At 66.9% G+C, this 20,259-nt stretch carries 24 protein-coding genes and 1 pseudogene; 9 read left to right on the plus strand and 16 right to left on the minus strand.

Annotated elements, in window-relative coordinates; all coding sequences use genetic code 11:
* Positions 1-41: 41 nt before the first annotated feature.
* From F1D05_RS28610 to F1D05_RS28625, 4 genes are all read left to right on the plus strand, one after another.
* Positions 42-614: a DUF1707 SHOCT-like domain-containing protein gene (locus F1D05_RS28610; RefSeq protein ID WP_185443534.1), complete on the plus strand. Its 573-nt coding sequence runs from the start codon at positions 42-44 to the stop codon at positions 612-614.
* Entirely contained in the window at positions 611-1,021 is a 411-nt protein-coding gene (locus F1D05_RS28615; RefSeq protein WP_185443535.1) for a hypothetical protein, read from the plus strand. The genes F1D05_RS28610 and F1D05_RS28615 overlap by 4 nt, the downstream gene beginning before the upstream one ends.
* 162 nt (positions 1,022-1,183) lie before the next feature.
* Complete coding sequence (locus F1D05_RS28620; protein WP_246486054.1) at positions 1,184-2,449, plus strand: multicopper oxidase family protein; 1,266 nt, start codon at positions 1,184-1,186, stop codon at positions 2,447-2,449.
* Between the two features lie 600 nt (positions 2,450-3,049).
* Entirely contained in the window at positions 3,050-3,931 is an 882-nt protein-coding gene (locus tag F1D05_RS28625; protein WP_185443536.1) for a hypothetical protein, read from the plus strand.
* A 129-nt stretch (positions 3,932-4,060) separates the two neighbouring features.
* On the opposite strand, the gene F1D05_RS28630 is transcribed toward F1D05_RS28625, so the two are convergent.
* From F1D05_RS28630 to F1D05_RS28680, 11 genes are all read right to left on the minus strand, one after another.
* Positions 4,061-4,462: an alpha/beta fold hydrolase gene (locus F1D05_RS28630; RefSeq protein WP_185443537.1), complete on the minus strand. Its 402-nt coding sequence runs from the start codon at positions 4,460-4,462 to the stop codon at positions 4,061-4,063.
* Between the two features lie 314 nt (positions 4,463-4,776).
* Positions 4,777-4,995 carry a hypothetical protein gene (locus F1D05_RS28635; protein ID WP_185443538.1) on the minus strand — a complete coding sequence of 73 codons (219 nt, stop codon included), beginning with the start codon at positions 4,993-4,995 and terminating at the stop codon, positions 4,777-4,779.
* Between the two features lie 172 nt (positions 4,996-5,167).
* Positions 5,168-5,464 carry a putative quinol monooxygenase gene (locus F1D05_RS28640; RefSeq protein ID WP_185443539.1) on the minus strand — a complete coding sequence of 99 codons (297 nt, stop codon included), beginning with the start codon at positions 5,462-5,464 and terminating at the stop codon, positions 5,168-5,170.
* 17 nt (positions 5,465-5,481) lie between these two features.
* Complete coding sequence (locus F1D05_RS28645; RefSeq protein WP_185443540.1) at positions 5,482-6,075, minus strand: hypothetical protein; 594 nt, start codon at positions 6,073-6,075, stop codon at positions 5,482-5,484.
* Positions 6,076-6,651: 576 nt separating this feature from the next.
* Positions 6,652-6,891, minus strand: coding sequence for a hypothetical protein (locus tag F1D05_RS28650; RefSeq protein WP_185443541.1), 240 nt, complete (start codon positions 6,889-6,891; stop codon positions 6,652-6,654).
* Between the two features lie 95 nt (positions 6,892-6,986).
* Positions 6,987-8,081, minus strand: a complete 1,095-nt coding sequence (locus tag F1D05_RS28655; protein WP_185443542.1) for a sulfite oxidase — start codon at positions 8,079-8,081, stop codon at positions 6,987-6,989.
* Positions 8,082-8,145: 64 nt separating this feature from the next.
* A complete protein-coding gene (locus F1D05_RS28660; RefSeq protein WP_185443543.1) occupies positions 8,146-8,754 on the minus strand; it encodes a response regulator transcription factor in 609 nt (202 codons plus the stop codon).
* Positions 8,751-9,905 carry a sensor histidine kinase gene (locus F1D05_RS28665; RefSeq protein ID WP_206685862.1) on the minus strand — a complete coding sequence of 385 codons (1,155 nt, stop codon included), beginning with the start codon at positions 9,903-9,905 and terminating at the stop codon, positions 8,751-8,753. Before F1D05_RS28665 ends, F1D05_RS28660 begins: the two co-directional genes overlap by 4 nt.
* A gap of 22 nt (positions 9,906-9,927) precedes the next feature.
* The gene (locus F1D05_RS28670) at positions 9,928-10,662 is read right to left on the minus strand and encodes an ABC transporter permease (protein ID WP_185443544.1); all 735 of its coding nucleotides are present in this window, start codon (positions 10,660-10,662) and stop codon (positions 9,928-9,930) included.
* The gene (locus tag F1D05_RS28675; RefSeq protein ID WP_185443545.1) at positions 10,659-11,561 is read right to left on the minus strand and encodes an ABC transporter ATP-binding protein; all 903 of its coding nucleotides are present in this window, start codon (positions 11,559-11,561) and stop codon (positions 10,659-10,661) included. Before F1D05_RS28675 ends, F1D05_RS28670 begins: the two co-directional genes overlap by 4 nt.
* 105 nt (positions 11,562-11,666) lie before the next feature.
* Complete coding sequence (locus F1D05_RS28680) at positions 11,667-12,017, minus strand: ricin-type beta-trefoil lectin domain protein (protein ID WP_343066652.1); 351 nt, start codon at positions 12,015-12,017, stop codon at positions 11,667-11,669.
* A gap of 90 nt (positions 12,018-12,107) precedes the next feature.
* Here F1D05_RS28680 and F1D05_RS28685 point away from each other — a divergent pair, with 90 nt between their 5' ends.
* Positions 12,108-12,488 carry a VOC family protein gene (locus tag F1D05_RS28685; protein WP_185443546.1) on the plus strand — a complete coding sequence of 127 codons (381 nt, stop codon included), beginning with the start codon at positions 12,108-12,110 and terminating at the stop codon, positions 12,486-12,488.
* Positions 12,489-12,530: 42 nt separating this feature from the next.
* Here the strand turns inward: F1D05_RS28685 and F1D05_RS28690 are convergent, their stop codons facing one another.
* From F1D05_RS28690 to F1D05_RS41090, 3 genes are all read right to left on the minus strand, one after another.
* Entirely contained in the window at positions 12,531-13,385 is an 855-nt protein-coding gene (locus tag F1D05_RS28690) for an EamA family transporter (RefSeq protein WP_185443547.1), read from the minus strand.
* Positions 13,386-13,392: 7 nt separating this feature from the next.
* Positions 13,393-13,533: a hypothetical protein gene (locus tag F1D05_RS28695; RefSeq protein WP_185443548.1), complete on the minus strand. Its 141-nt coding sequence runs from the start codon at positions 13,531-13,533 to the stop codon at positions 13,393-13,395.
* 61 nt (positions 13,534-13,594) lie between these two features.
* A complete protein-coding gene (locus F1D05_RS41090; protein WP_246486975.1) occupies positions 13,595-13,789 on the minus strand; it encodes a hypothetical protein in 195 nt (64 codons plus the stop codon).
* 533 nt (positions 13,790-14,322) lie between these two features.
* Between F1D05_RS41090 and F1D05_RS28705 the strand changes: the two genes are divergently transcribed.
* From F1D05_RS28705 to F1D05_RS28715, 3 genes are all read left to right on the plus strand, one after another.
* The gene (locus F1D05_RS28705; RefSeq protein WP_246486055.1) at positions 14,323-15,780 is read left to right on the plus strand and encodes a flavin-containing monooxygenase; all 1,458 of its coding nucleotides are present in this window, start codon (positions 14,323-14,325) and stop codon (positions 15,778-15,780) included.
* A gap of 66 nt (positions 15,781-15,846) precedes the next feature.
* Positions 15,847-17,151 carry a hypothetical protein gene (locus tag F1D05_RS28710; RefSeq protein WP_185443549.1) on the plus strand — a complete coding sequence of 435 codons (1,305 nt, stop codon included), beginning with the start codon at positions 15,847-15,849 and terminating at the stop codon, positions 17,149-17,151.
* On the plus strand, positions 17,148-17,354 hold the full coding sequence (locus F1D05_RS28715) for a hypothetical protein (RefSeq protein WP_185443550.1): 207 nt from the start codon (positions 17,148-17,150) through the stop codon (positions 17,352-17,354). The genes F1D05_RS28710 and F1D05_RS28715 overlap by 4 nt, the downstream gene beginning before the upstream one ends.
* Positions 17,355-17,499: 145 nt before the next feature.
* On the opposite strand, the gene F1D05_RS41100 is transcribed toward F1D05_RS28715, so the two are convergent.
* Both F1D05_RS41100 and F1D05_RS42625 read right to left on the minus strand, forming a co-directional pair.
* Positions 17,500-17,802: a hypothetical protein gene (locus F1D05_RS41100; protein ID WP_246486976.1), complete on the minus strand. Its 303-nt coding sequence runs from the start codon at positions 17,800-17,802 to the stop codon at positions 17,500-17,502.
* Positions 17,803-18,085: 283 nt separating this feature from the next.
* A pseudogene (locus F1D05_RS42625) lies at positions 18,086-18,313 on the minus strand (MerR family transcriptional regulator); the annotation flags it as partial.
* A gap of 57 nt (positions 18,314-18,370) precedes the next feature.
* Here F1D05_RS42625 and F1D05_RS28725 point away from each other — a divergent pair.
* The gene (locus F1D05_RS28725) at positions 18,371-20,182 is read left to right on the plus strand and encodes a hypothetical protein (RefSeq protein ID WP_185443551.1); all 1,812 of its coding nucleotides are present in this window, start codon (positions 18,371-18,373) and stop codon (positions 20,180-20,182) included.
* Positions 20,183-20,259: the final 77 nt, after the last annotated feature.

Raw genomic sequence — 20,259 nt, forward strand, 5'->3', positions numbered from 1 at the left:
GATCGGTGCAGTTGGAAATCAGCGAGCATCGAGGAGTTGTCATGAGCGGGAACGAAGGACCTATCCGCGTTGGTGATCAGGAACGCGAGGACGCGGTGACGCGGCTCGGCGCGCACTACGAGGCCGGGCGGCTGAGCGCGGAGGAGCACCAGGAGCGCGTCGGCGAGGCGCTACAGGCGAAGACCTGGGCGGATCTGACCGCGCTGTTCGCGGATCTGCCGGGCGAGCGGCCCACCGGTACGCCGGGCGGTGGTGAGCCGGGTTCGTCGGGTGAGGAGGGTTGGGCTGGGCCGTGGGGTTGGTCCCGGCCGCCGTGGACGGCGCCGGCGGAGCAGGGCGAAGGTGCTGCCGCCGGGCGCGCGGCGTACGGGCGGGGACCGGGCGTTGGTGGACCGGGTGGGCGAGGGGCATGGAGTGCTGGTGGGCCGCCGTGGGCTCGGCGAGGGGTGTTCGGGCGGGCTCCGTTGCCGTTGCTGGTCGCGCTGGCGGTGGTCGGAGTACTGGCTTCGATTGGTTGCGTGGTCGGCGGTGGGCATCCGCCGGTGCTGCCGTTGCTGTTGATCGTCGCGGGCATCTTCCTCGTGAAGCGTCGTAGGCAGGAGCGGCGCGCATGAGGGCGGCGTACCGGGTTCTCGCGTCCCTCATCGCGATAGCCGTCGTCTTACAGATCGCGTCGATCGCGTTGTCCGGGTTCACGATCGCCAAGGACGCGGATGACGGGACGACGATCGGGTCGGACTACAGCAACTTCGGCCAGAGCTATCACAGCATGGCCGGTACGGCGATCGGCCTGCTCGCGTTGGTGCTGCTGATCTTGTCGTTCATGACCGACGTACCGCGCGGGCGAGTGCTGGCCGGGATCATCGTCGGCCTGGTGGTGCTGCAGTTCGTACTGGCAGTGGTGTCCTTCGGCCTTCCTGCGTTGGGGATCCTGCACGGCATCAACGGCATGGCGATCGCCGCCGTCGCCGGAGCAGCATCGCGGCGCGCATCGTCACCAACCCCTGTGCCCAGTGCGTAAGTGGAAGGGGCGGCTGATCGCCCTCGGAGTTGCGCTGGCGGTACTCGTACCGCTGGCGTACCTCTGGGCAACCAGCCTTGTCCAGGCAACTATTCCGCGACGGACATGGGGTACGCCGACTACGGCGGCGGGCCTGCTGTTGAGCATATGCACCATGGTGGGATGAGCGTGGCTTCACTGACCGGGCCATCTGGTACTCCGACGGTTGCGATGACTCTGGTCGCGCGGCAACAGAAGTTCACCCTTGCCAGCGGTGAATCTGTTGATGGATTCACCGTGAACGGAACGTCTCCCGGACCGCTGATCCGTGCCAGGGTTGGCGATCTGGTCGAGGTCACGTTGGTGAATGAGTCCGTGCGTTCTGGCGTCACCTTGCATTGGCACGGGATCGACGTGCCCAATGCCGAAGATGGAGTCGCCGGAGTCACGCAGGACGCAGTACCGGTTGGTGGTCGGCACGTCTACCGCTTCCGGGCTACGCAAGGTGGGACGTACTGGTACCACTCGCACCAGGTCTCGAGCGAGGAAGTCCGCGACGGCCTGTTCGGCCCGATCGTCATCGGTGCCGCGGCTGGACCCGAGGTTGTTGCCGCGATCCATACGTACGACGGAAAGCGCACCATCAACGGACACACCGGATCGCAGCGGGTGGCCTTGGCTGCTGGATCTCTGGTACGAATCCGCGTAATCAACACGGACAACGCTCTCATCCGCACCGGTCTGGTCGGCGCACCCTACAAAGTCATCGCCGTAGACGGCCGCGACCTCCACGGCCCAACGCCGACGACTTCCGCGTTCCCACTAGCAGCCGGCGCCCGAGTCGACCTAGAAGCCACCGTGCCTCCGTCCGGCGCCTTACGCCTGGACGCCGGCACGACCTCCGTCACAATCGGCCCTGTCTCATCCGCCCCACCCACCGACGCCCTGTCATCCGACACCGTCGACCTACTGACCTATGGCACCCCCGCACCACTCGGTTTCGACCCGTCCCACGCTGACCGCACCTTCGAATACCGCATCGGCCGCCGCGTCGGCTTCCTCGACGGCAAACCCGGTCTCTGGTGGACCATCAACGGCCGCAAGTTCCCCGACGTACCAATGTTCATGGTCGGCGAAGGGGACGTAGTACGAATGAAAATCTCCAACACCAGCGGCCAATCCCACCCCATGCACCTCCACGGCCACCACGGGGTCGTCCTCTCCCGCAACGGCACCCCCACCACAGGCACCCCCTGGTGGATCGACACCCTAGAAGTAGCCGACAACGAAACCTACGAAATAGCCTTCCTCGCCAACAACCCAGGCATCTGGATGGACCACTGCCACAACCTCCCCCACGCCTCCGAAGGCTTGATGACCCACCTCGCTTACACCGGCTACACCACCCCCTACGTCATCGGCGGCCCCACTTCCAACAAACCCGAATAGCTGGTACGCCGACCCGCTTCGCGTCCCCCTACGTCGCCCGCTCGACCCACCCGCCCCAGGGTCGCAACTCCTCCGTCGCCGCTCAGCAACTGCGGCGTGGCCCGCAAAACCGCGTGGCTCGCGATGACGCTGGCCGTAGTACGGGTCATGATCAGTCAGGTGAAGATCAGCTGGCCGCTGGATGAGTCCTGCCTCAGGTGAATGGTGTGTCCGAGGAGACGCCAATCTTGACCACTCGCCGAGGGGGCAGGGCCTGACGGTCGCCGAGCACGCCTCCACGCGCACACTGGCACGTGAAATCAGGCTGGCTTCCGCCGTTGCCCGCTCAACCGCCACAGCCACAGCCACAGCCAGCTTCGCGACCATTGCCGTAGCCGCATCCGGCAGGCTGCTGCTAGGGGACAACATCTGGGGCGGCGCTACTGACTAGAGGGCGGAGTGGCGATAGCGTCTTGACAGCAGCGTTGCTCGGCTTCGGGAGGAACCGTGCGAGGTGCAGAGGGAAGGGTGAACCTCGGTCCGCCTGTCATCACTGTGGGCGCGGTCGCGCTTGTGTTTGCGCTGACGGCGGCGCTTGGTGCTGATGCCTCGACTGGTTCGGTGGATAGCGACGTATTTGTCGGTGGCGTGCCGTGGACAGTCTGGCGGATGGTCGCGGCTGCGGCGGTGGTGTTGTTCCTCGCGGTGATAGTGACCGCCGTTCGCGTCCTCGTTGAGGTCGACAGGTGGGGGATCGTCGCATCCAAGTCCACCCGCTGGACGTACCTCGCATTTGCGACGGCGGGTGCCGGTGCACTGATCGTCGGCCGGCTTGTTGCTAGTGGCAATAACCCCGATCTTCCGGTCAAGAATCTCGAGCTGCGGACCGGCGCCGTACTGCTGACTGGACTGATTGCCACAATCCCCTGGCTCGTTCTCGTCTGGCTCGCGCATGAAACGTGCCACCTCCTTCAGCGTCGGATCGAGCTGTTGCCGCCGATTCCCACCAGAACAGAGGAGTCCGCCGCCGCGAGCCTCGTTGGAGGCGCCGAGTTGCATCGTGAAGTGATCAGCCGGCTGCTGCGTCTGTGGGATCTGCTGGTGCTTTGCGTCGGGGTGTTCGCGCTCGGTGTGGTCGCGGCCATCGTCACGTCGAGCACACTGCGTGCTGCATTCATCGACGTACATCCGGATCGAGAGAGGGACTTCCCGGCAGTGAACGTCCTGTACTACGGCGCCTTGTTCGCCGTCATCGCGTCGGTGCTCAGCGTGCCGCTGGTCGCGGCATGGAGGCGATGCGCCCAACACGTCGTCGATCGCGCCTACCCCCTCCCAGCGGATGGACAACCGACAGAAGCATGGGTAGCTGCCCGGGCTCGCCTCGAGGTGCTGTTGCACCTGAACGTCTCGCTGCTACGGAATCCGCTCACCGGTCTGGCCGTGCTGTCACCGCTGCTTACCAGCGCCTTGGCCGCGTTCATTCCACAGCTCGCGAAGTCCTGAGCGGAGAACGATCGCGGTCAGCTGCCGAGGAGACTCGTCTCATCTGCCGGGGGCGATGTGTGCGAAGAAGATATCGGTGGGTCTCAGGGTACCCTGCTGCTATGACGAGGCAATGCCCAACGGACCTGACTAGGCGACTTCCTTCACGAGGCTGGTGAGTTCGTGGTTGAAGCGGGGGTGGGTTTCGGTGAAGGGCAGGTGGCCTACGCCGTGGTACCAGGATGGTTTGGCGGTTTTGCAGATGTCGAGGACGTGTTCGGACATCGAGGGTAGGACGATCGTGTCGGAGCGTCCGTGGGTTACGAGGACGGGTACGGTCAGGTCGGCCAGTACGTCGTCGCTGTTGATCTCGCGCGAGATCAGCGCGCCCCTGACCTCGGGGGAAACGACCATGTTCCAAGCCAGCGCGGCGTTCCAGTCGTTCGGGGCGAGGGGCTCGCTGGTGCAGACGCTGAGGAAGCGCCGAATGGCGGCGATGTTCGTGGGGAGGTCGGGTTGGCCGGCGTCCGGCGCGTTCTCGAGATCGGCCACCCCAGGCATCAAGCGAGATGTCGTCGACGTCACGATCCGAGAGCCCACATCCACGCTCGTCGTAGCGGATGAGAGTGTGATTGTCCCCGAGAGCGTCGAGCCACTGGCGCCACACCGGACTCTCCCCGTCGAACTCCAGGTGGATCGTCCAGGTCGCGACTCTGACGAGTGGTGGACCGTCGCCACGGACCGGATACGCCAACTTCACCGCATCCGGCCGCCGCACAGTAGCCGACCTTCTGTCGCACCTCTCGATCGTACCGAGATCTGCGTCATCCGCACCGCACCAAAGCGGCTGCTGAAAGGGAGTTCGGCTAGTCGAGTTCGCGCACGCTCGTTGTCTCGTCCGGCTCGACTGCCGATCGGTCGGACGTCTGCTGAGGCAGGGGGGCATGGGGAACTTTCTTCACCAGTTTGCCCGACTGTGATTTCTCGGCCAGGATCCGGACAGCGACGAAGATGCCTGCGCTGACGAGGGCAAGGGTGGTGATCAACACGGCGAACAGCACCGGCATGCTCATCTGATCGAACATCGACCTCAGCTCCTTCTCATTGCCAAGGACGCTACGCCGATTCCCCCCAACAACCACTTACGGCAACCTAACGGCTATTCGCGCCAGCTTTCTATGCCTCTGACAACTAATTCTCGAGCTGGCGCGAGGCGCGACCGGCCTCATGCGACGGACGCACCTGTCGGCGTCGCTTCTACTTCACCGCGATGATCTCTGCGGTGCGGATGTCCGGGTCCGTTGCGAGGAGGTCGGCGCCAACCTGGCCGAGAGCGATCGGAATCTGACCGTTCAGGTGGGCCTGACGAGCGTCCTCCCCCTCGAAGGTGTCGAAGATGCCGTAGGTGGTATCGCTCAGCTTGAACGCGTACCAGGTGACGGTGCCCTCCTCGGCCAACGCCAATTCGCGTCCCTGCTTGAGGAACTCGCCGAGCTCTTCTCCCTTGCCAGGCTTGGCTTCGAGCAGCGCCAGCAGTCCACGATCGACTCCCATTGGAGATCCTTTCATCGTCAAGGCCGGGGCCTTGAAACCAATCTGGCGGACAACGCGAATCCAAGGGCGATGGCCAGCATCGTCAGGACACCGCGTGGCCAGAAGATATGACTGTCGCGGAAGGACCAGCCAGCCGCGATCAAAATGACACCGCCCGGCACAGCGCGTACGCCGTACCGGATGCAGAGGGCGACCGTCATGGCCGCGGCCGCCACGAGAAATCCGTACACCCCAACGCGACCGAACGCGTCGCCACCGGCAAATAACGGCTGTACGGCGGCGCCAAGATCCGAGAAGGCACCGCCATTTCTCGCCACCGTGCCCGCGGAGAACCCGGCAACCAGATCGAGCCCCGTGTAGAAGACCGCGTAGGTGAACGCCCCGACCCACGCCACAACAGTCGCGACGCCGGCACCATCCCGTCCGGGACGCCGCCACAGTGGAGCGATGAACCCGACCGCGAGGAGGGGGAAGACAGGCAGCAGAAACACATGAAGTCGCTGCCACGACCTCGCCGTCCCGACAGTCAGAAAGTGAGGATGAACCAGCCCGGCAACGGCAAGCAGAATCGGCGGCACGATCACCAAACCGACCAGTCGCAGCGACCTCATCGACTCAATCTAGCCTCGCCACTCACCAACCGCGCCGCCGCCGCGATCACGTCTCGCTTACGTCACGCCGCTGCTCACGGTCTCGCCGCGTCCACAGCATCGAGGCGCAATGCTCCCCAAGCGCCACCCCGAGTCACCTCGAAGTGAACGCCCTCGGCTGTGATTCACGCCTGGTCGGCGGGTCAACCCTGGTTCGCGCCGGCCTTGGTGAGGCCGGCCCCGGTCCGCGGGGTTCCGACCGATCGATCCCCGATTCGGCGTCTTTGAGCACCGGTTGAGCATGCCCCGCGGTGGCCGTGCTCATGTGGTGCACAAGGATCGCCCCGGTGTCGCGTTGTGGAGGGGGCAGGTGCTACCGGTTGAACGCTGCTTAGCCTGCTCGACGAGGGCGGGTTTAGGTCGTCGGCTGCCGGGTTTTTCGTCCGCTGCCGGACTGATAGCGCGCTATCGGCCGAACATCGTGTCAGCGGACCCGATCCCGGGCCCACCCTCACCCCGGGAGCCAGGTGGCGGCGAACCATGGTGGGCAGCGCCGTCGGAGGAGCTGCGATGCGGGGCTCTTCCCGTGGTACGTGGTCAGGCGCTGGTGGCTACTGGGGACAACAACAGGTGGCTTATGCGCTGGGATTGGGTTAGGCGGTGAGCGGCCAGGCGGGCGCAGGCGGCGTCTATGGCGGCTCGTTGGGTTGTGTAGTAGCCGTACCAGTAGGGGTCGTCCGGTTGCGGGTCGTAGGCGTCGTCGAGGTCGGCGTACCAGTCGCAGCCGGTTCGGAAGACGCGTGCGTGTAGGTGGATCTCGGTGCCCAAGTCGTTCATCGCTCGCCATCCCAGGTGAGATTGCCGTGCGTGCCTACAGTTCCCATGATGGAACTGCGTAAACGGTGTTCGGTGACGCGACACGCGGGGATGGGTCAGGTGACGAGAACGGTGATTCGCTGGGCGCTGTTGTTGGCGAAGCCGCCTCGGTTCCAGGGCGCCTCGATCGGCTGGACGCGGCCGCTTTCGTCGTGGGCGCGGACCGTCAGGACGTGTTCACCCGGACGGGCATCCCAGTCGTAGGAGAAGGAGCGCCACGAGAGGTCGTTGCTTGGAGCATCCAGTTTGGCGTCGCTCCAGGAGGCGCCGGCGTCGACGCTGACCTCGACGCGTTCGATCGGGGCCCAGCCGGACCAGGCCCGGCCGCTCAGGACAACGGAGCCGGCGGCAACGAAACGGTGGCGGCTCATGAAGTCGGGGTGACCGGGTGGGATCAGCAGGGCGCGCGGCTCGATCCGGGTCACGCCGACGCCGATCTCGCCGGCCTCCTGGCGGAAACGGTAGGCGACCGCGTTCTGGTAGCCGGTGAATTCGTGGTCGATGACCTCGATCGAGCGCAGCCACTTGACGCTCGCCATCCCGTACCAGCCAGGCATCACCAGCCGCAGGGGATACCCGTGCTGTGGCGGCAAAGGATGCCCGTTCATCTCCCACGCGACGATGGCGCCGGAGTCCAGCGCTTCGCGGACGGTGAGCCCCCGCTGGTAGTCCTGTTCGACCCCACGTTCAAACCCATGGTCCGCGCCGGTGAAGACAACATCGATCGCATCCTTGCGCAGCCCGGCCGCACGGAGCAGGTCAGCAAGCGGTACGCCGGTCCACTCGGCCGTGCCGACCGCCTCGACCAACCACGGCTGGCTGATCGGTCGCGGGTTCAAACCGGCCCGGCCGTTCCCCGCGCATTCCAGCGTGACCCGGACGGTCTCACGCCCCATCGCCCGCAAGGCTGTCAGACCGAACGACAGTGGTTGCTCGACACAACCATCAACGGACAATTCCCAGGTCGCCGCGTTGGCGGCAGGGATGTCGTAGTGCACCAGCACGTAGTGCAGGCCGGGCGGCGTCAGGTCGTACCGCAACGCCTCCAGCGGAATGCCGTGATTCCGCGCGGCCAGTTGCAGCTCGTCACCGGTGATCCCCTCCCCGGTGTCCGCAAGGCGACTCTTCGTACTGAAGTTCTCGACGGTCATGGCAACTCCTTCCCCCGATCGTCAGCCTAGGACAAAGAAGGGAACTGCACTATATGGGCCAGGCTCAGAGCCAGCCGTTGCCGATGGCGATCCGGACGGCCTCGGCGCGGGTTCGGGCGCCGGTCTTGCCGATGGCGGCGGACAGGTGGTTACGGACGGTGCCCTCGGAGAGGTGGAGTTCGCGGGCGATGTCCGCGACGGTGCCGCCTTCGCGGGCGGACCGTAGTACGTCGGACTCCCGCGCGGTCAGCGGGCTCGTGCCGGCGACCAAGGTTTCCGCCGCCAGGGAGGGGTCGACCACCCGTAGGCCCTGGTGAACGCGGCGTACGGCGTCGGCGAGCTGGGCGGCGGGGGTGTCCTTCACGACGAACCCAGTCGCCCCGGCCTCCATCGCACGCCGCAGATACCCGGGCCGCCCGAAGGTCGTCACCATCAAAACCCGAACCCCCGGTACTGCGGTACGCAACGCCGCGGCAGCCTCGATCCCGTCAAGACCGGGCATCTCCACGTCCAGCAGCGCCACATCGGGCTTGGCCGCGCGGACGGCGTCGACCACCTCATCGCCCCGGCCGACCTCGGACACCACCTCGAGATCGGGTTCCAGATCGAGCAACGCGGCAAGGGCGCCTCGGACCAGTGCCTGGTCGTCCGCGATCAACAGTCGGATCGTCACGGGGCAACTCTGACAGCCAGCCGGAATCCGCCATCCGGCGCCTGGCCGACCTGGACGCTCGCGCCCGCCTGGTCGGCCCGCTCCCGAAGCCCGATCAGCCCGTGCCCGGACGTGCCGGCGACCGCGGTTGGGCCCTTCCCGTCGTCGACGACCTCGACCATCGACTTGCTGAGCCGGATCGTGCAGCGCTTGGCGCCCGAGTGGCGGATGACGTTCGTGACGCCCTCGCGGACCACCCAGGCGAACAGTTCGCGGTTCTCCTCAGGCACCTCGTCGACCACCGTCGGCAGGTCCGCCTTGATCTCCGCAGCCTGCAGCGCCGCTCGCGCGGACACCAGTTCCCCGGCCAGACTCAACTCGCGATACCCCGCGACAGCGGCCCGTACGTCGGCCAGTGCCGCTCGCGCCAGTTGCTCCACGTCGGCCACCTCGGCCGCGGCCCTGGTCGGATTGGCCTCCATCAGCCGCCCGGCCAGCTCGGCCTTGACCGTGATCACCGTGAGCGAGTGGCCGAGGATGTCGTGCAGATCCCGGGCGAACCGGTTCCGTTCCTCCTGTACCGCGAGTTCGGCGAAGTCCTTGCGAGCGGCGGTCAACTCGATGCTGCGCAGCATCGCGCGGCGGATCCCGAAGACCGCGAGCCCGCCGAGGACGATCGACAGGCTGTAGCTCCCGTCGTCCCGCCAGCCCGGGGTGAGCCGGAGCGCGAGCTCGGCGACCGCCAGCAGACCGGCCCCGAGCGCCACGCCGACGCGCAGTGGCAGCACCATCATGCCGAGCGCCTCGACGAAAACCAGCGATGTCAACGCGGTGACGCCGGCCGCCGGAAGCATCAGCGCCGCCAAGGCGAGCAGCGTGACGATGAAACCGAGCCGAACGCCCATGGGCGTCTTCACCCGGGCCATGTTGTTGGACCGGGCGTACCAGAAGAACGCCATGTAGGCGACGGCGAACCCGACAACTCCCAGCAGCCCCAGCGCCCGCTCGGCCATGTCGTCGTGATTGAGGATGACCCCGAGCGGCTTGCCCAGGAAGAACAGCCAGACACCGGTCAGCAGCCAGCCGAAGCCGGGCCGCCGGCGCGCGCTGTCCAAGACGGCGCCGACGGCCTCGTACTGGTCCGGCTCTGCCAGCCGGTCGCGACGATTCACGGCTTCACGTTAACCGTGGCGCTCAGGCGCGGGCGGTGTCGGCGCGGTACCGGCGGAGCGCGATGAAACCGAGGACTACGGTCCAGCCCAGTACGACCAGGACGGCGTGAGTTTCGATCCCACCCTGCGACAGCGCGCTGCGGGAGCTCTGCCCGGTCCAGTACGCCGGGGTCAGCTGGGCGATGTGCTTCATCACCGACGGCATCGACTCGACCGGTAGCCAGAGTCCGCCGAAGGCCGCGATCAGCATCGTGCTCAGTCCGGTGATCGGCTGGACGCTGTCCGGCTTGGCGGCGTACCCGATGACCAGGCCGATCGCGGCGAACGGCAGGGCGCCCAGCCAGGACACCAGCGCCACGGACACCCACTGGGACAGGCTCAGGTGGACGTCGCCGGCCGCCATACCGAACAGGAAGACGACGACCAGCGGCGGGATCGCCAGCAGCAGCGACAGGATCACCTTGGATGTGACGTAGGCCTGCGGCTTCAGCGGCGTGAGCCGCAGGGTGCGGTTCCAGCCGCCGTCGCGCTCGGCGGCGATGATGCCACCGCTGCTCATCGCGGCGGACATCGAACCGAAGATCGCCATGCTCACCATCACGTAGGCGATGGCCGAGATCCCGCTCTGGCTGGCGTCCTTCGGGATCGTCAGGCCGAAGATGGCGAACAGCACCAAGGGCATCAGGATCGCGAAGATCACCACCCGCCGGTTCCGCAGCGTGCGCCTGATATCGAACTTCAGGTAGTCGAGGTTCATGCGACGGACTCCTCCTCGGCGGCGCTGATCGCCAGTACGGCGTCCTCGAGGTCGGCCGCGGTCACCTCGATGTCATGGGCGTTCGTGTTGTCGAGCAGGTAGCGCAAGGTGTCGTCGGAGTCACCGCACTGCAGCAGCACCACGTCACCCCGCGTTTCCACACTCCGTACGCCGGGAAGCGCGGCGAACGCGGCAAGGTCGGCCCCGGGCACGGTGGCGCGGATCGTCCGGCCGGAGACGCCTGCCTTGATCTGCGCGGCGGTGCCGTCGGCAACCACTTTGCCGTTCCGCATCAGCACCACGCGATCGGCGTACGCGTCCGCCTCTTCCAGGTAGTGGGTCGCGAACAGCACGGTCCGGCCGAGCGCGGTCTCGGCGTGCATGGAGGCCCAGAAGTCACGGCGGGACTCGACGTCCATGCCGGTGGTCGGCTCGTCCAGCACGATCAGGTCGGGTTGCGGGATGATCGCCATCGCGAACCGGACCCGCTGCTTCTGGCCGCCGGACAGGCCCTTCAACTTGCGGCCGGTCAGGTCGGCGATGCCGGCCCGGTCGAGTGCTTCGGCGACCGGCATCGGGTCCTTGTGCAACCCGGCGACCAGGTTCAGCAGTTCGCCGACCTTGGCGTCCTCGATGATCCCGCCGCTCTGCAGCATCACCCCGATCTTGCCGGCGGCGATCGCCTCGGCCGGCGAGGAGCCGTAGACCTGGACGCTGCCCTGGTCCGGCCGGACCAGGCCGAGCAGCATCTCGATCGTGGTCGACTTGCCGGCGCCGTTCGGGCCGAGCATCGCCACCACTTCGCCCGACCGGATCGTGAGGTCCACCCCAGCCACGGCCTGCACAGTGCCGTACCTCTTGGTCACACCGCTGAGGGTGACCGCACTCGTTGTCGTCATACCGAGAATGCTGTCGCCCGACGACGTAACGGCCATGGTTCGGCCGTCATGACCCACCCATGACATTCGTCAGCGACCACTCAGGGTCGCTGGTCAGGGTCCTGTTCAGGGGAACGAGAAGAGCTCCCCGCAGCGCCGCGGGGAGCTCTTCATATCAAGGTCGTGCTGGTTGGTCAGGCAGGCAGGGACCAGACCTGGTTGGCGCTGGCGGCGCAGTCCCAGATGCGCGTCGATACGCGCCCCTGAATTTTCCGAAAGTATCTGGAGCCGGGTGCCGTCGGCCGAGGACTGGCCGGTGGCGTCCAGGCAGCGGCCCGACGACGGGTTGCGGAGGTTGCCGTTCGACTGCGGCTGCCACGACTGCGCGCCGGTGCCGTTGCAGTCGTACAGCTGGACGAGGGTGCCGTTCGCAGTACCGGCGGCACTGATGTCCAGACACTTGCCGAGGGCCCTGATGGTGCGGTCCGGAAATCACTTCGCTCCTGCTCGCTTCGTCCGGTACGGTCGCGGGGTCGTTTTTCACCAGACTGAGAGCAGGTTTCGTCCATGGCATGTCGGATCAGTGAGCTCGTGCTCGGTTGCCGCGACCCTGAGGTGCTGGCGAAATTCTGGTGCGAGGTGCTGGACTTCGTCGTACTCGATCGCGAGTACGACGGCACGCTCGAGATCGGGCCGCGCGAAGGGTTCGGCGGTCCGCAGCCGACGATCATCCTCAGTCGCCGGGAAGAGCCGGAACCCGGGAAATCCCGGCTGCACATCGACGTCAATGCCACCGACCGCGACCAGGACGCCGAGCTCGAACGCCTGCTGAAGCTCGGTGCGCGCCCGGCCGACATCGGCCAGACGGGCGAGGAGCACTGGCATGTCCTGGTCGACCCCGAAGGCAACGAGTTCTGCCTGCTGAAGACCCGCCTCAACCCGCTCTGACACGCATCGGCCGCGGAGGGGCAGGGCGTCGTGGATGCGCGCTCAGATGTCGGGGGCCTCTGAGGCCGGCGTGCGGGTGATCGCGATCGAGGCGGCGACGACGCAAGCCATCCCGGCCAGCTGGATCACGGCCAGGCGCTGGCTGAGGATCAGGAATCCGGCGGTGGCGCCGACGGCTGGTTCGAGGCTCATCAGGATGCCGAACACGGCCGGCTTCATCCGCCGGAGCGCGAGGGTCTCGAGTGAGTACGGCAGGACGGACGAGAGCACCGCGATGGCCAGGCCGGCCACGAGTGAATGCCAGTGCAGAAGCTCGCTGCCCGCGCTGGCAAAGCCGAACGGAGTGGTGATGAGCGCGCTGACCACGATCGCCAGAGCCAGTCCGTCGAGCTGGGCGAACCGGCGGCCGGTCTCGGCGCTGAGCAGGATGTAGCAGGCCCAGAGCACCCCGGCCAGCCCCGCGAACGCGACACCTAGCCAGTTCACTGCGCTCAACTCATGACCATTCACCAGTACTACGCCGAGCGCGGCCCCGGCGACGGCGATCAGATCCCGCCGTTTCCGCGACATCGCAGCGGCGAGACCGAGTGGCCCGATGAACTCGATCGTCACGGCCACGCCCAGTGGGAGCCGCTCCAGTGAGAGATAGAAGCTGAGGTTCATCAACCCGAGCACGATGCCGAAGGCAACTACCGCTAGGAAGTCGCGCTTGGTCCGCTGCTTGAGGCCAGGCCGTGCGATCACCAGCAAGATCGGCACCGCGAGCGCGAGCCTGAGCGAAACGGTGCCTACGGCCCCCAGCTTCTCGATCAGCTGCGCCGCCAAGGCCCCACCGAACTGGACGGAGACCACCCCGCCCAACACCATCGCCGTCGGCGGAACTCGTGGCGCACGCACCTCCAGATCACACCACGCCATCTCGGCCGTACCTCGCGTCGGCCCACCTCCTGGGATGACGGTTCGTCCCGATGGACAGGTAATAGTCGAGCCGGGAGTGGAGGTTCACGCTCAGTGCGGCCTGGTCGGGGGTGGATCTGGCGACCATTACCTGTCCGTCGGGACACTGGCGCGGGGAGGTGGCTCTCTAGCCCGATCGCTTGGGCAAGCTAACCGCGGAGGGTGTTCAGGCCTTGCCAGAGGAAGGTCATCAGGGTGGTCGCGGTCTGGGCGGGGGTCGGGGGAGCGGGGTGTTTGGTGCGCCAGATGGCCAGCCGTTCGGTGGCGCCGGAGATGGATTGGGCGACGATCTGGATCTCGTCCTCGGTGAAGCTGTGGCCGGGTGGGAGGTTGAGCCGGACCATGGTGGCGATCAGTTCGACGAAATCGGCGCGGACCTCGTCGGCGGGCCTGGGCGGCGGGCCCGGCCGCGAGCATGCCCTCGTCGACCAGTACGGACCAGGCGCGCGGATGCTCGTCGAGGAACGTGAACCATTGGACGAAGCCGGCGTACATCGCCTGCTCGGCGTCCGGCGCGGCCAGCACGGCATCGGAGACGGCGTCGAGGAGCTGAGCGCGGAGCCGGGACAGGCAGGCGAGGAACAAGCCGTCCTTCGAGCCGTAGTACTGATAGATCAGCGGCTTCGAGACGCCGACCTCGGCGGCGATCTCGTCCATCGAGGTGCCCTGGTAGCCGCGTTCGCCGAAGATCCGCTCGGCCGCGTCCAGGATCTCGCGCTCCCGCGCCGCCCGATCCCGCCGCCGCTTCACCGGTACCGCGGACTCGGGTACCGCGGGCTCCGGTACTGCGCTGTCAGTGGTCGAGGTCACTTGCGCAGTCTAATTGACTCCGAGTAACTTACTGGGAGTAAGTTCAACCTAGCTCCCGGAGGCAGTCGTGCGGAACGAGTCGACGCATCACCGGATCGTCGTGGTGGGAACGGGCTTCGCCGGCATCGGGATGGCGGTGCGGCTGAAGGAAGCCGGGTACGACGACTTCGTCGTACTGGAGCGTGCCAAGGACGTCGGCGGCACCTGGCGCGACAACACCTACCCGGGTTGCCGCTGTGACGTCCCGTCGCACCTCTACTCGTTCTCCTTCGCGCCGAACCCGGACTGGTCGTCGACGTTCTCGCCGCAGCCCGAGATCGAGGCGTACCTCCGCAAGGTCACCGACGGATTCGCCGTCCGCCCGCACATCCGCTTCGACCACGCCGTCCAGGACGCGCACTGGGAAGACGGTCATTGGCGCATCCACACCAACCAAGGCGACCTGACGGCCGACCTCCTGTTGTCCGGCATGGGCCCGCTGGCCGAGCCGTCGTACCCGAAACTGACCGGGATCGAGTCGTTCGAGGGCGAGGTATTCCACTCGGCGCAGTGGGACCACGAGCTCGACTTCAGCGGGCGGAAGGTTGCCGTGATCGGGACCGGCGCCTCGGCGATCCAGTTCGTGCCGGCGATCCAGCCCGAGGTCGAGGAACTCCATCTCTTCCAGCGGACCCCGCCCTGGGTGATGCCGCGGCCGGACCGCAGGATCAGCAAGGCGGAGAAGAGGATCTACAAAGCGTTTCCCCTTGTGCAGAAGGCTGTTCGCGCCGGGATCTACTGGTCGCGCGAGTCGCTTGTGCTCGGTTTCGCCAAGCTCCCAAGGATCATGAAGCAGGGGCAGAAGATCGCCGAGCGGCACCTGGCCCAGCAGATCCGCGATCCCGAGTTGCGTGCCAAGCTGACGCCCGACTTCACCCTCGGCTGCAAGCGCGTGCTGATCTCCGACGACTACTACCCGGCCGTCGCGCAGCCGAACGTGGACGTCGTCACCGACGCGATCCACGAGGTCACCCCGACCGGGATCATCACCGAGGACGGCGTGAAGCACGAGGTGGACACGATCATCTACGGCACCGGGTTCCGGGTCACCGACCTGCCGGTGATGGACATGCTGACCGGCCGCGACGGCCTGACCCTGCGCGAGGCCTGGAGCGACGGGATGGAAGCGCATCTCGGTACCGCGGTCAGCGGCTTCCCCAACTTCTTCCTGCTGATCGGGCCGAACACGGGTCTCGGTCACAGCTCGATGGTGTTCATGATCGAGTCGCAGATCGCCTACATCCTGGACGCGATCAAGACGATGGACGCCGAGGGGATCAAGGAGGTCGAGGTCCGGCCGGAGGTGCAGCGTGAGTTCGTCGACGGCGTCCGTTCGTCGATGCGCAACACGATCTGGTCCCGCGGCGGCTGCACGAGCTGGTACCTCGACTCCGAGGGCCGCAACACCACCCTGTGGCCATCCTTCACCTTCCGTTTCCGCCAGTTGACCCGCCACTTCGACCGGGGTCAGTACCTGACGAGGTAGCTCTCGCTATGTGACATTGATCGTGTTACATTCGATCAGTCACATATCTGGGTGAAGGGTGCGCCGATGATCCCGCTGCACGGCATCGGCGGCCGGGGTGATCTCCCGGTCCCGCTCTGGCTGGCCGTCTACTCGGCCGGCGCAGCGGTGGCGGTCTCCTTCTTCGCGCTCGCAGCCTTCTGGTCCCGCCCGCGTTTCGAGCGGTCATCCGGTACTGCGCTCGCGTGGCTGGCGCAGGTCGTCGACGCGCGCCCGATCAGGTGGTTGCTCAAGGCAATCGGTCTTGCCACGCTCGCCCTGCTGCTCGGATCCGCCTGGTTCGGCAGCAGCGAGCCGTCGCTCAATCCCGCGCCGACCTGGCTGTACGTGTGGATCTGGGTCGGCATCATCCCGCTCTCGCTGCTGCTCGGCCCGGTCTGGCGACTCGCCAACCCGTTCCGCACCCTCGCGAGCGCGATCCCGCGTACGTCGTACCGGCAACTCCCGCAAGGCATCGCGTATTGGCCGGCCGTTGCCGGGCTCGCCGGATTCCTCTGGCTCGAACTCGTCTACCCCGACGGCTCGGAGCCGCTGACCGTCGCGATCACCGTCACGGCGTACGCGCTCATGAATGTTGCCGCCGGCATCGTTTACGGCCCGCACTGGTTCGCGATCGGCGACAGCTTCGAGGTGTACGCCGAGATGCTGGCCAAGCTGAGCCCTTTCGGCCGCAACGACCAGCATCAACTCGTACTGCGTAACCCGCTTGCCGGGCTCGCCACGATCCCGCAGCAACCCGGTGTCGTCGCGCTCTTCTGCCTGCTGCTCGGGTCCACCGCGTTCGACGGCATCAGCAGGTGGTCCGCCTGGACCAACCAGACCGGCCAACTCGGCCACGCCGGCCACCTCGTCATCTACACCCTCGGTCTCGTGACCTCGGTCGCGATCGTGTCCGGGCTGTTCCTGCTGGCGGCGCGATTCACTGGTACTTCGGAGGTGCGGCCGGGGGCAGTCGGCGATGCAGGTCTGCCTGGTGCATTCGTGCACTCGCTGGTGCCGATAGCGATCGGGTACGCGGTGGCGCACTACTTCTCTTTCGCGTTGTTCCAGGGGCAGGAAGGGGTGCTGCTGGCAACGGATCCGTTCGATCTTGGCTGGGATCTGCTCGGGATCAGTCGGACAGGAATTGACTACGCCTTCCTGGGTACCGGGCTGATCGCTGCAGTGCAGATAAGTGCGATCGTGCTCGGCCACGTGATGGGGGTGGTGGCCGCACATGATCGCGCCGCCTACCTGTTCCGCCGCCGGCAACTGCGACGGGCGCAGTACCCGATGCTGGCCGCGATGGTTGCCTTCACTGCCGGTGGGATCGCGCTGGTGACGGCCTCGTGATCGCGTTGCACCTGGGCGGTGTGCCCGAGCTGGCGATGTTCCTCGGCCCGATCCTGCTGATCGTCGCGTTCGTCCGGATCGCCCGTCGCAACGAGTCCCGGGTCACCGACGACGAGGACGACTGGGACGCCGACCTGGGAGACCTGGCCGAACCGCCGCAGCCAAACCGCCCGCAGCCGAACCGCCGCAGCCGAACCCCGTAGCCGAACCACCCGCAGCCGAACCACGCGCAGCCGAACCACCCGCTGTCGAACCACCCGCAGCCGAACCACCCGCTGGCGAGTCGCCCGCCGCGGAGCAGTCCGCCGAACCGTCCGCCGCCGCTGAGGCCTACGGAGTACGGGCTGGTCAGCCGGTCGAAGGCACGGAGTCGGGCGCGAGGCCGAGCTCCTCGTAGGCGACGACCTCGATCTCGCGGCCCATCGCCTCGCGGAACGCGGCGACCAGCGCCTGACCTGCCAGCGGGATGATGTTCTCCAGGGTGCGCTGGATCTCGGGCCAGCCGTCCGGAGGCAACCCGGCGTCGGCGAACTGGCGCCAGACCGTACTGCGGAACAGCTCGACGTAGACCTTCGCGACCGCGTCGGCGTGGCTGAACAGCTTCGGCAGCATCTCGAAGATCGCCTCCAGTGGCACGCCGAGCTTGATCACCTCGAGGCCGGTGCGAAGCAGATCCGGGTTGGAGATCCGGAGCTGGCCGTCGTCCTGGCGCTCGGCGATGCCCAGCTCGATCAGCTTGGCGATGGTGTCGGGGTCGTGCGGGATCCCGGCCCCGGTCGGCCAGTTGCTGCTCGGTGATCACTTCGGGCTCGGCCGGCGTCCACGGGCTGACCAGGGTCTCGAAGACGCCGAGCGCGAGCGCGCCGTCGGGGAGCTCGCTCATCATCCGCTCGACCGCGGCCAGCGTGTAGCCCTTGTCGAGCAACTCGCGGACCAGCGTGAGCCGCGCCACGTGGTCGGCGCCGTAGTACCCGGTCCTGCCCGCGAGCCGTGGCGGCGGGATCAACCCGCGTCCGGCGTACGCGCGCACGTTACGGACGGTCATGCCCACCTTCGCGGCGAGCTGGTCGACCGTGAGCTCTTCGGTGGCCGGCTCGGCCGGCAGCTGTCCTCCCACTCTTGACAGTCTTCCAGACTCCACGTTACATATCTTATGTAACATCACTCATGGCGCATGTCGTGTGGTGTGAACTTGCCCGGACCAGCGAGGGAGTCCCGTATGACCGTCCCCTTGGCGGCATCGACCGGTTCCGCCACGTTCGACCAGATCGCGATCGTGACCGGCCTCGTCTCACTGATGTACCTCGCACTCGCCGTGCTGCTGTGGCGGGAACGGACCGGCCGGGTCACGGCGGTAGGGCGCCTCGCGGACACCATCGGGAGACTGGACGGAGTCCCCCGCTGGGCTGCGCTGACGCCCTACCTGCACGCCGTCTCGCTGCTCGCCTGCGCCTTCGGCGTCTGGTGGGACATCGCGGTGCACATCGACAAGGGCCGCGACACCGGCCCGTTCGGTACGCCGGCGCACTACCCGATCTTCTTCGGCATCCTCGGCGTGATCATCTCCGGCGTGCTGCCGATCGCGCTCGCCCGCAAGCCGCTGCCGGCCCGGACGATCAAGCTCACCAAGGGGTGGCGGATCCCGTGCAGCGCCGCGCTTGTCACGGTCTGCGGGACGTTCGCGCTGGTCGGCTTCCCGCTGGACGACGTGTGGCACCGGTTGTTCGGCGAGGATGTCACCCTCTGGGGGCCGACGCACCTGCTGATGATCGGCGGCGTCGTGTTCTCGATCTTCGCGAGGCTGCTGGCGTCCGCCGAGGTCGAGCAACTGGTCGGGCTGAACCTCCGTCGCCGGTTCCAGGAGATCGTTGCCGTCGGCGCCTTGTTGATCGCCTGGGACCTGTTCAGCACCGAGTTCAACTACGGCGTCCCGCAGTTTCCGCTGATCTTGCAGCCGATCCTGATCGTCTTCGGCGCGGCGCTCGCTTTGACGCTGCTGCGGGCCCGACGCGGCCCCGGCACTGCGTTTGCCTCGGTTGCCGTCTACCTGATCATCCGGGGCGGTATCGCGTGGGCGGTCGCGCAGCCGCTGGGTGAGATCGTCGGCCACTTCCCGTTGCTGATCGCCGAGGCGGCGCTGGTCGAGCTGACGGCCTTTGCTCTCGGCAACAAGAATCGCTTCCGGCTCGGGGTTGTTGCCGGTGCGCTGATCGGTACCGTCGGTGTTCTGGTCGAGTTCGGGTGGAGCCAGGTGTGGATGCCGATCCAGTGGCCGTCGTCGATGATTCCGTCGGCGCTCGGGTTTGGCGTCGTCACCGGCATTGGTGCGGGTCTCGTCGGCGCGTGGCTCGCCACCCGGTACGCAGAGGTGGCCGGCGAGGTGCGCGAAACGCCGACCGTGCGGCGTACGCATCAACTCGGCGCGGTCGGGCTGGTCGTGGTGATCGCAGCGCTGTTCTTCTGTGTACCGCGGTCGGCCGATCCGGGGGTGAGTGCCACAGTGTCGTTGGATCGAGTGGCCACCGGAGCCGAGCCCACGGCGTACGTGACGGTGAAGCTGGATCCAGCCGACGCGGCTGATGGGGCGCGCTGGTTCCAGGCGCTGGCCTGGCAGGGCGGTGGGTCGATGACGCATCCGATGAAGAAGATTGCCGAGGGCACTTATCGGTCGACCGAACCGCTGCCGATGTACGGCAAGTGGAAGTCGATGGTGCGGCTGCATCGGGGATCGCGGGATCTGGTGGCGATGTGGGTCTACGCGCCGGAGGATCTGAAGATCGAGAAGCCGGCCGTGCAGGTGTCGGACGGGCAGAAGGTCGACTTCATCGGTGAGCAGCAGGTACTGCGGCGCGAGGAGCGGACCGACGTACCGCGCTGGATGTGGAACGGCGGATACGCGCTGCTCGCGGTGGTCGGATCGCTGGAAATCATCGGGATCGCCTGGCTGGTCGGCCGAGGCGCCCGAGGCGGTCGGCTGCGGGCGGCGCATCTGCTTGCTGAGAGCAACAAACGCGCAAAGGAGACCGCGTGACACCGAAGGGGTGGTTGGACTCGGCCGGCGCAGTTGCGTTGGCTGGCATCGGCGCACGGGCGCTCGCAGGGGACGCG

The organism is Kribbella qitaiheensis (genome assembly GCF_014217565.1).
GTDB lineage: Bacteria > Actinomycetota > Actinomycetes > Propionibacteriales > Kribbellaceae > Kribbella > Kribbella qitaiheensis_A.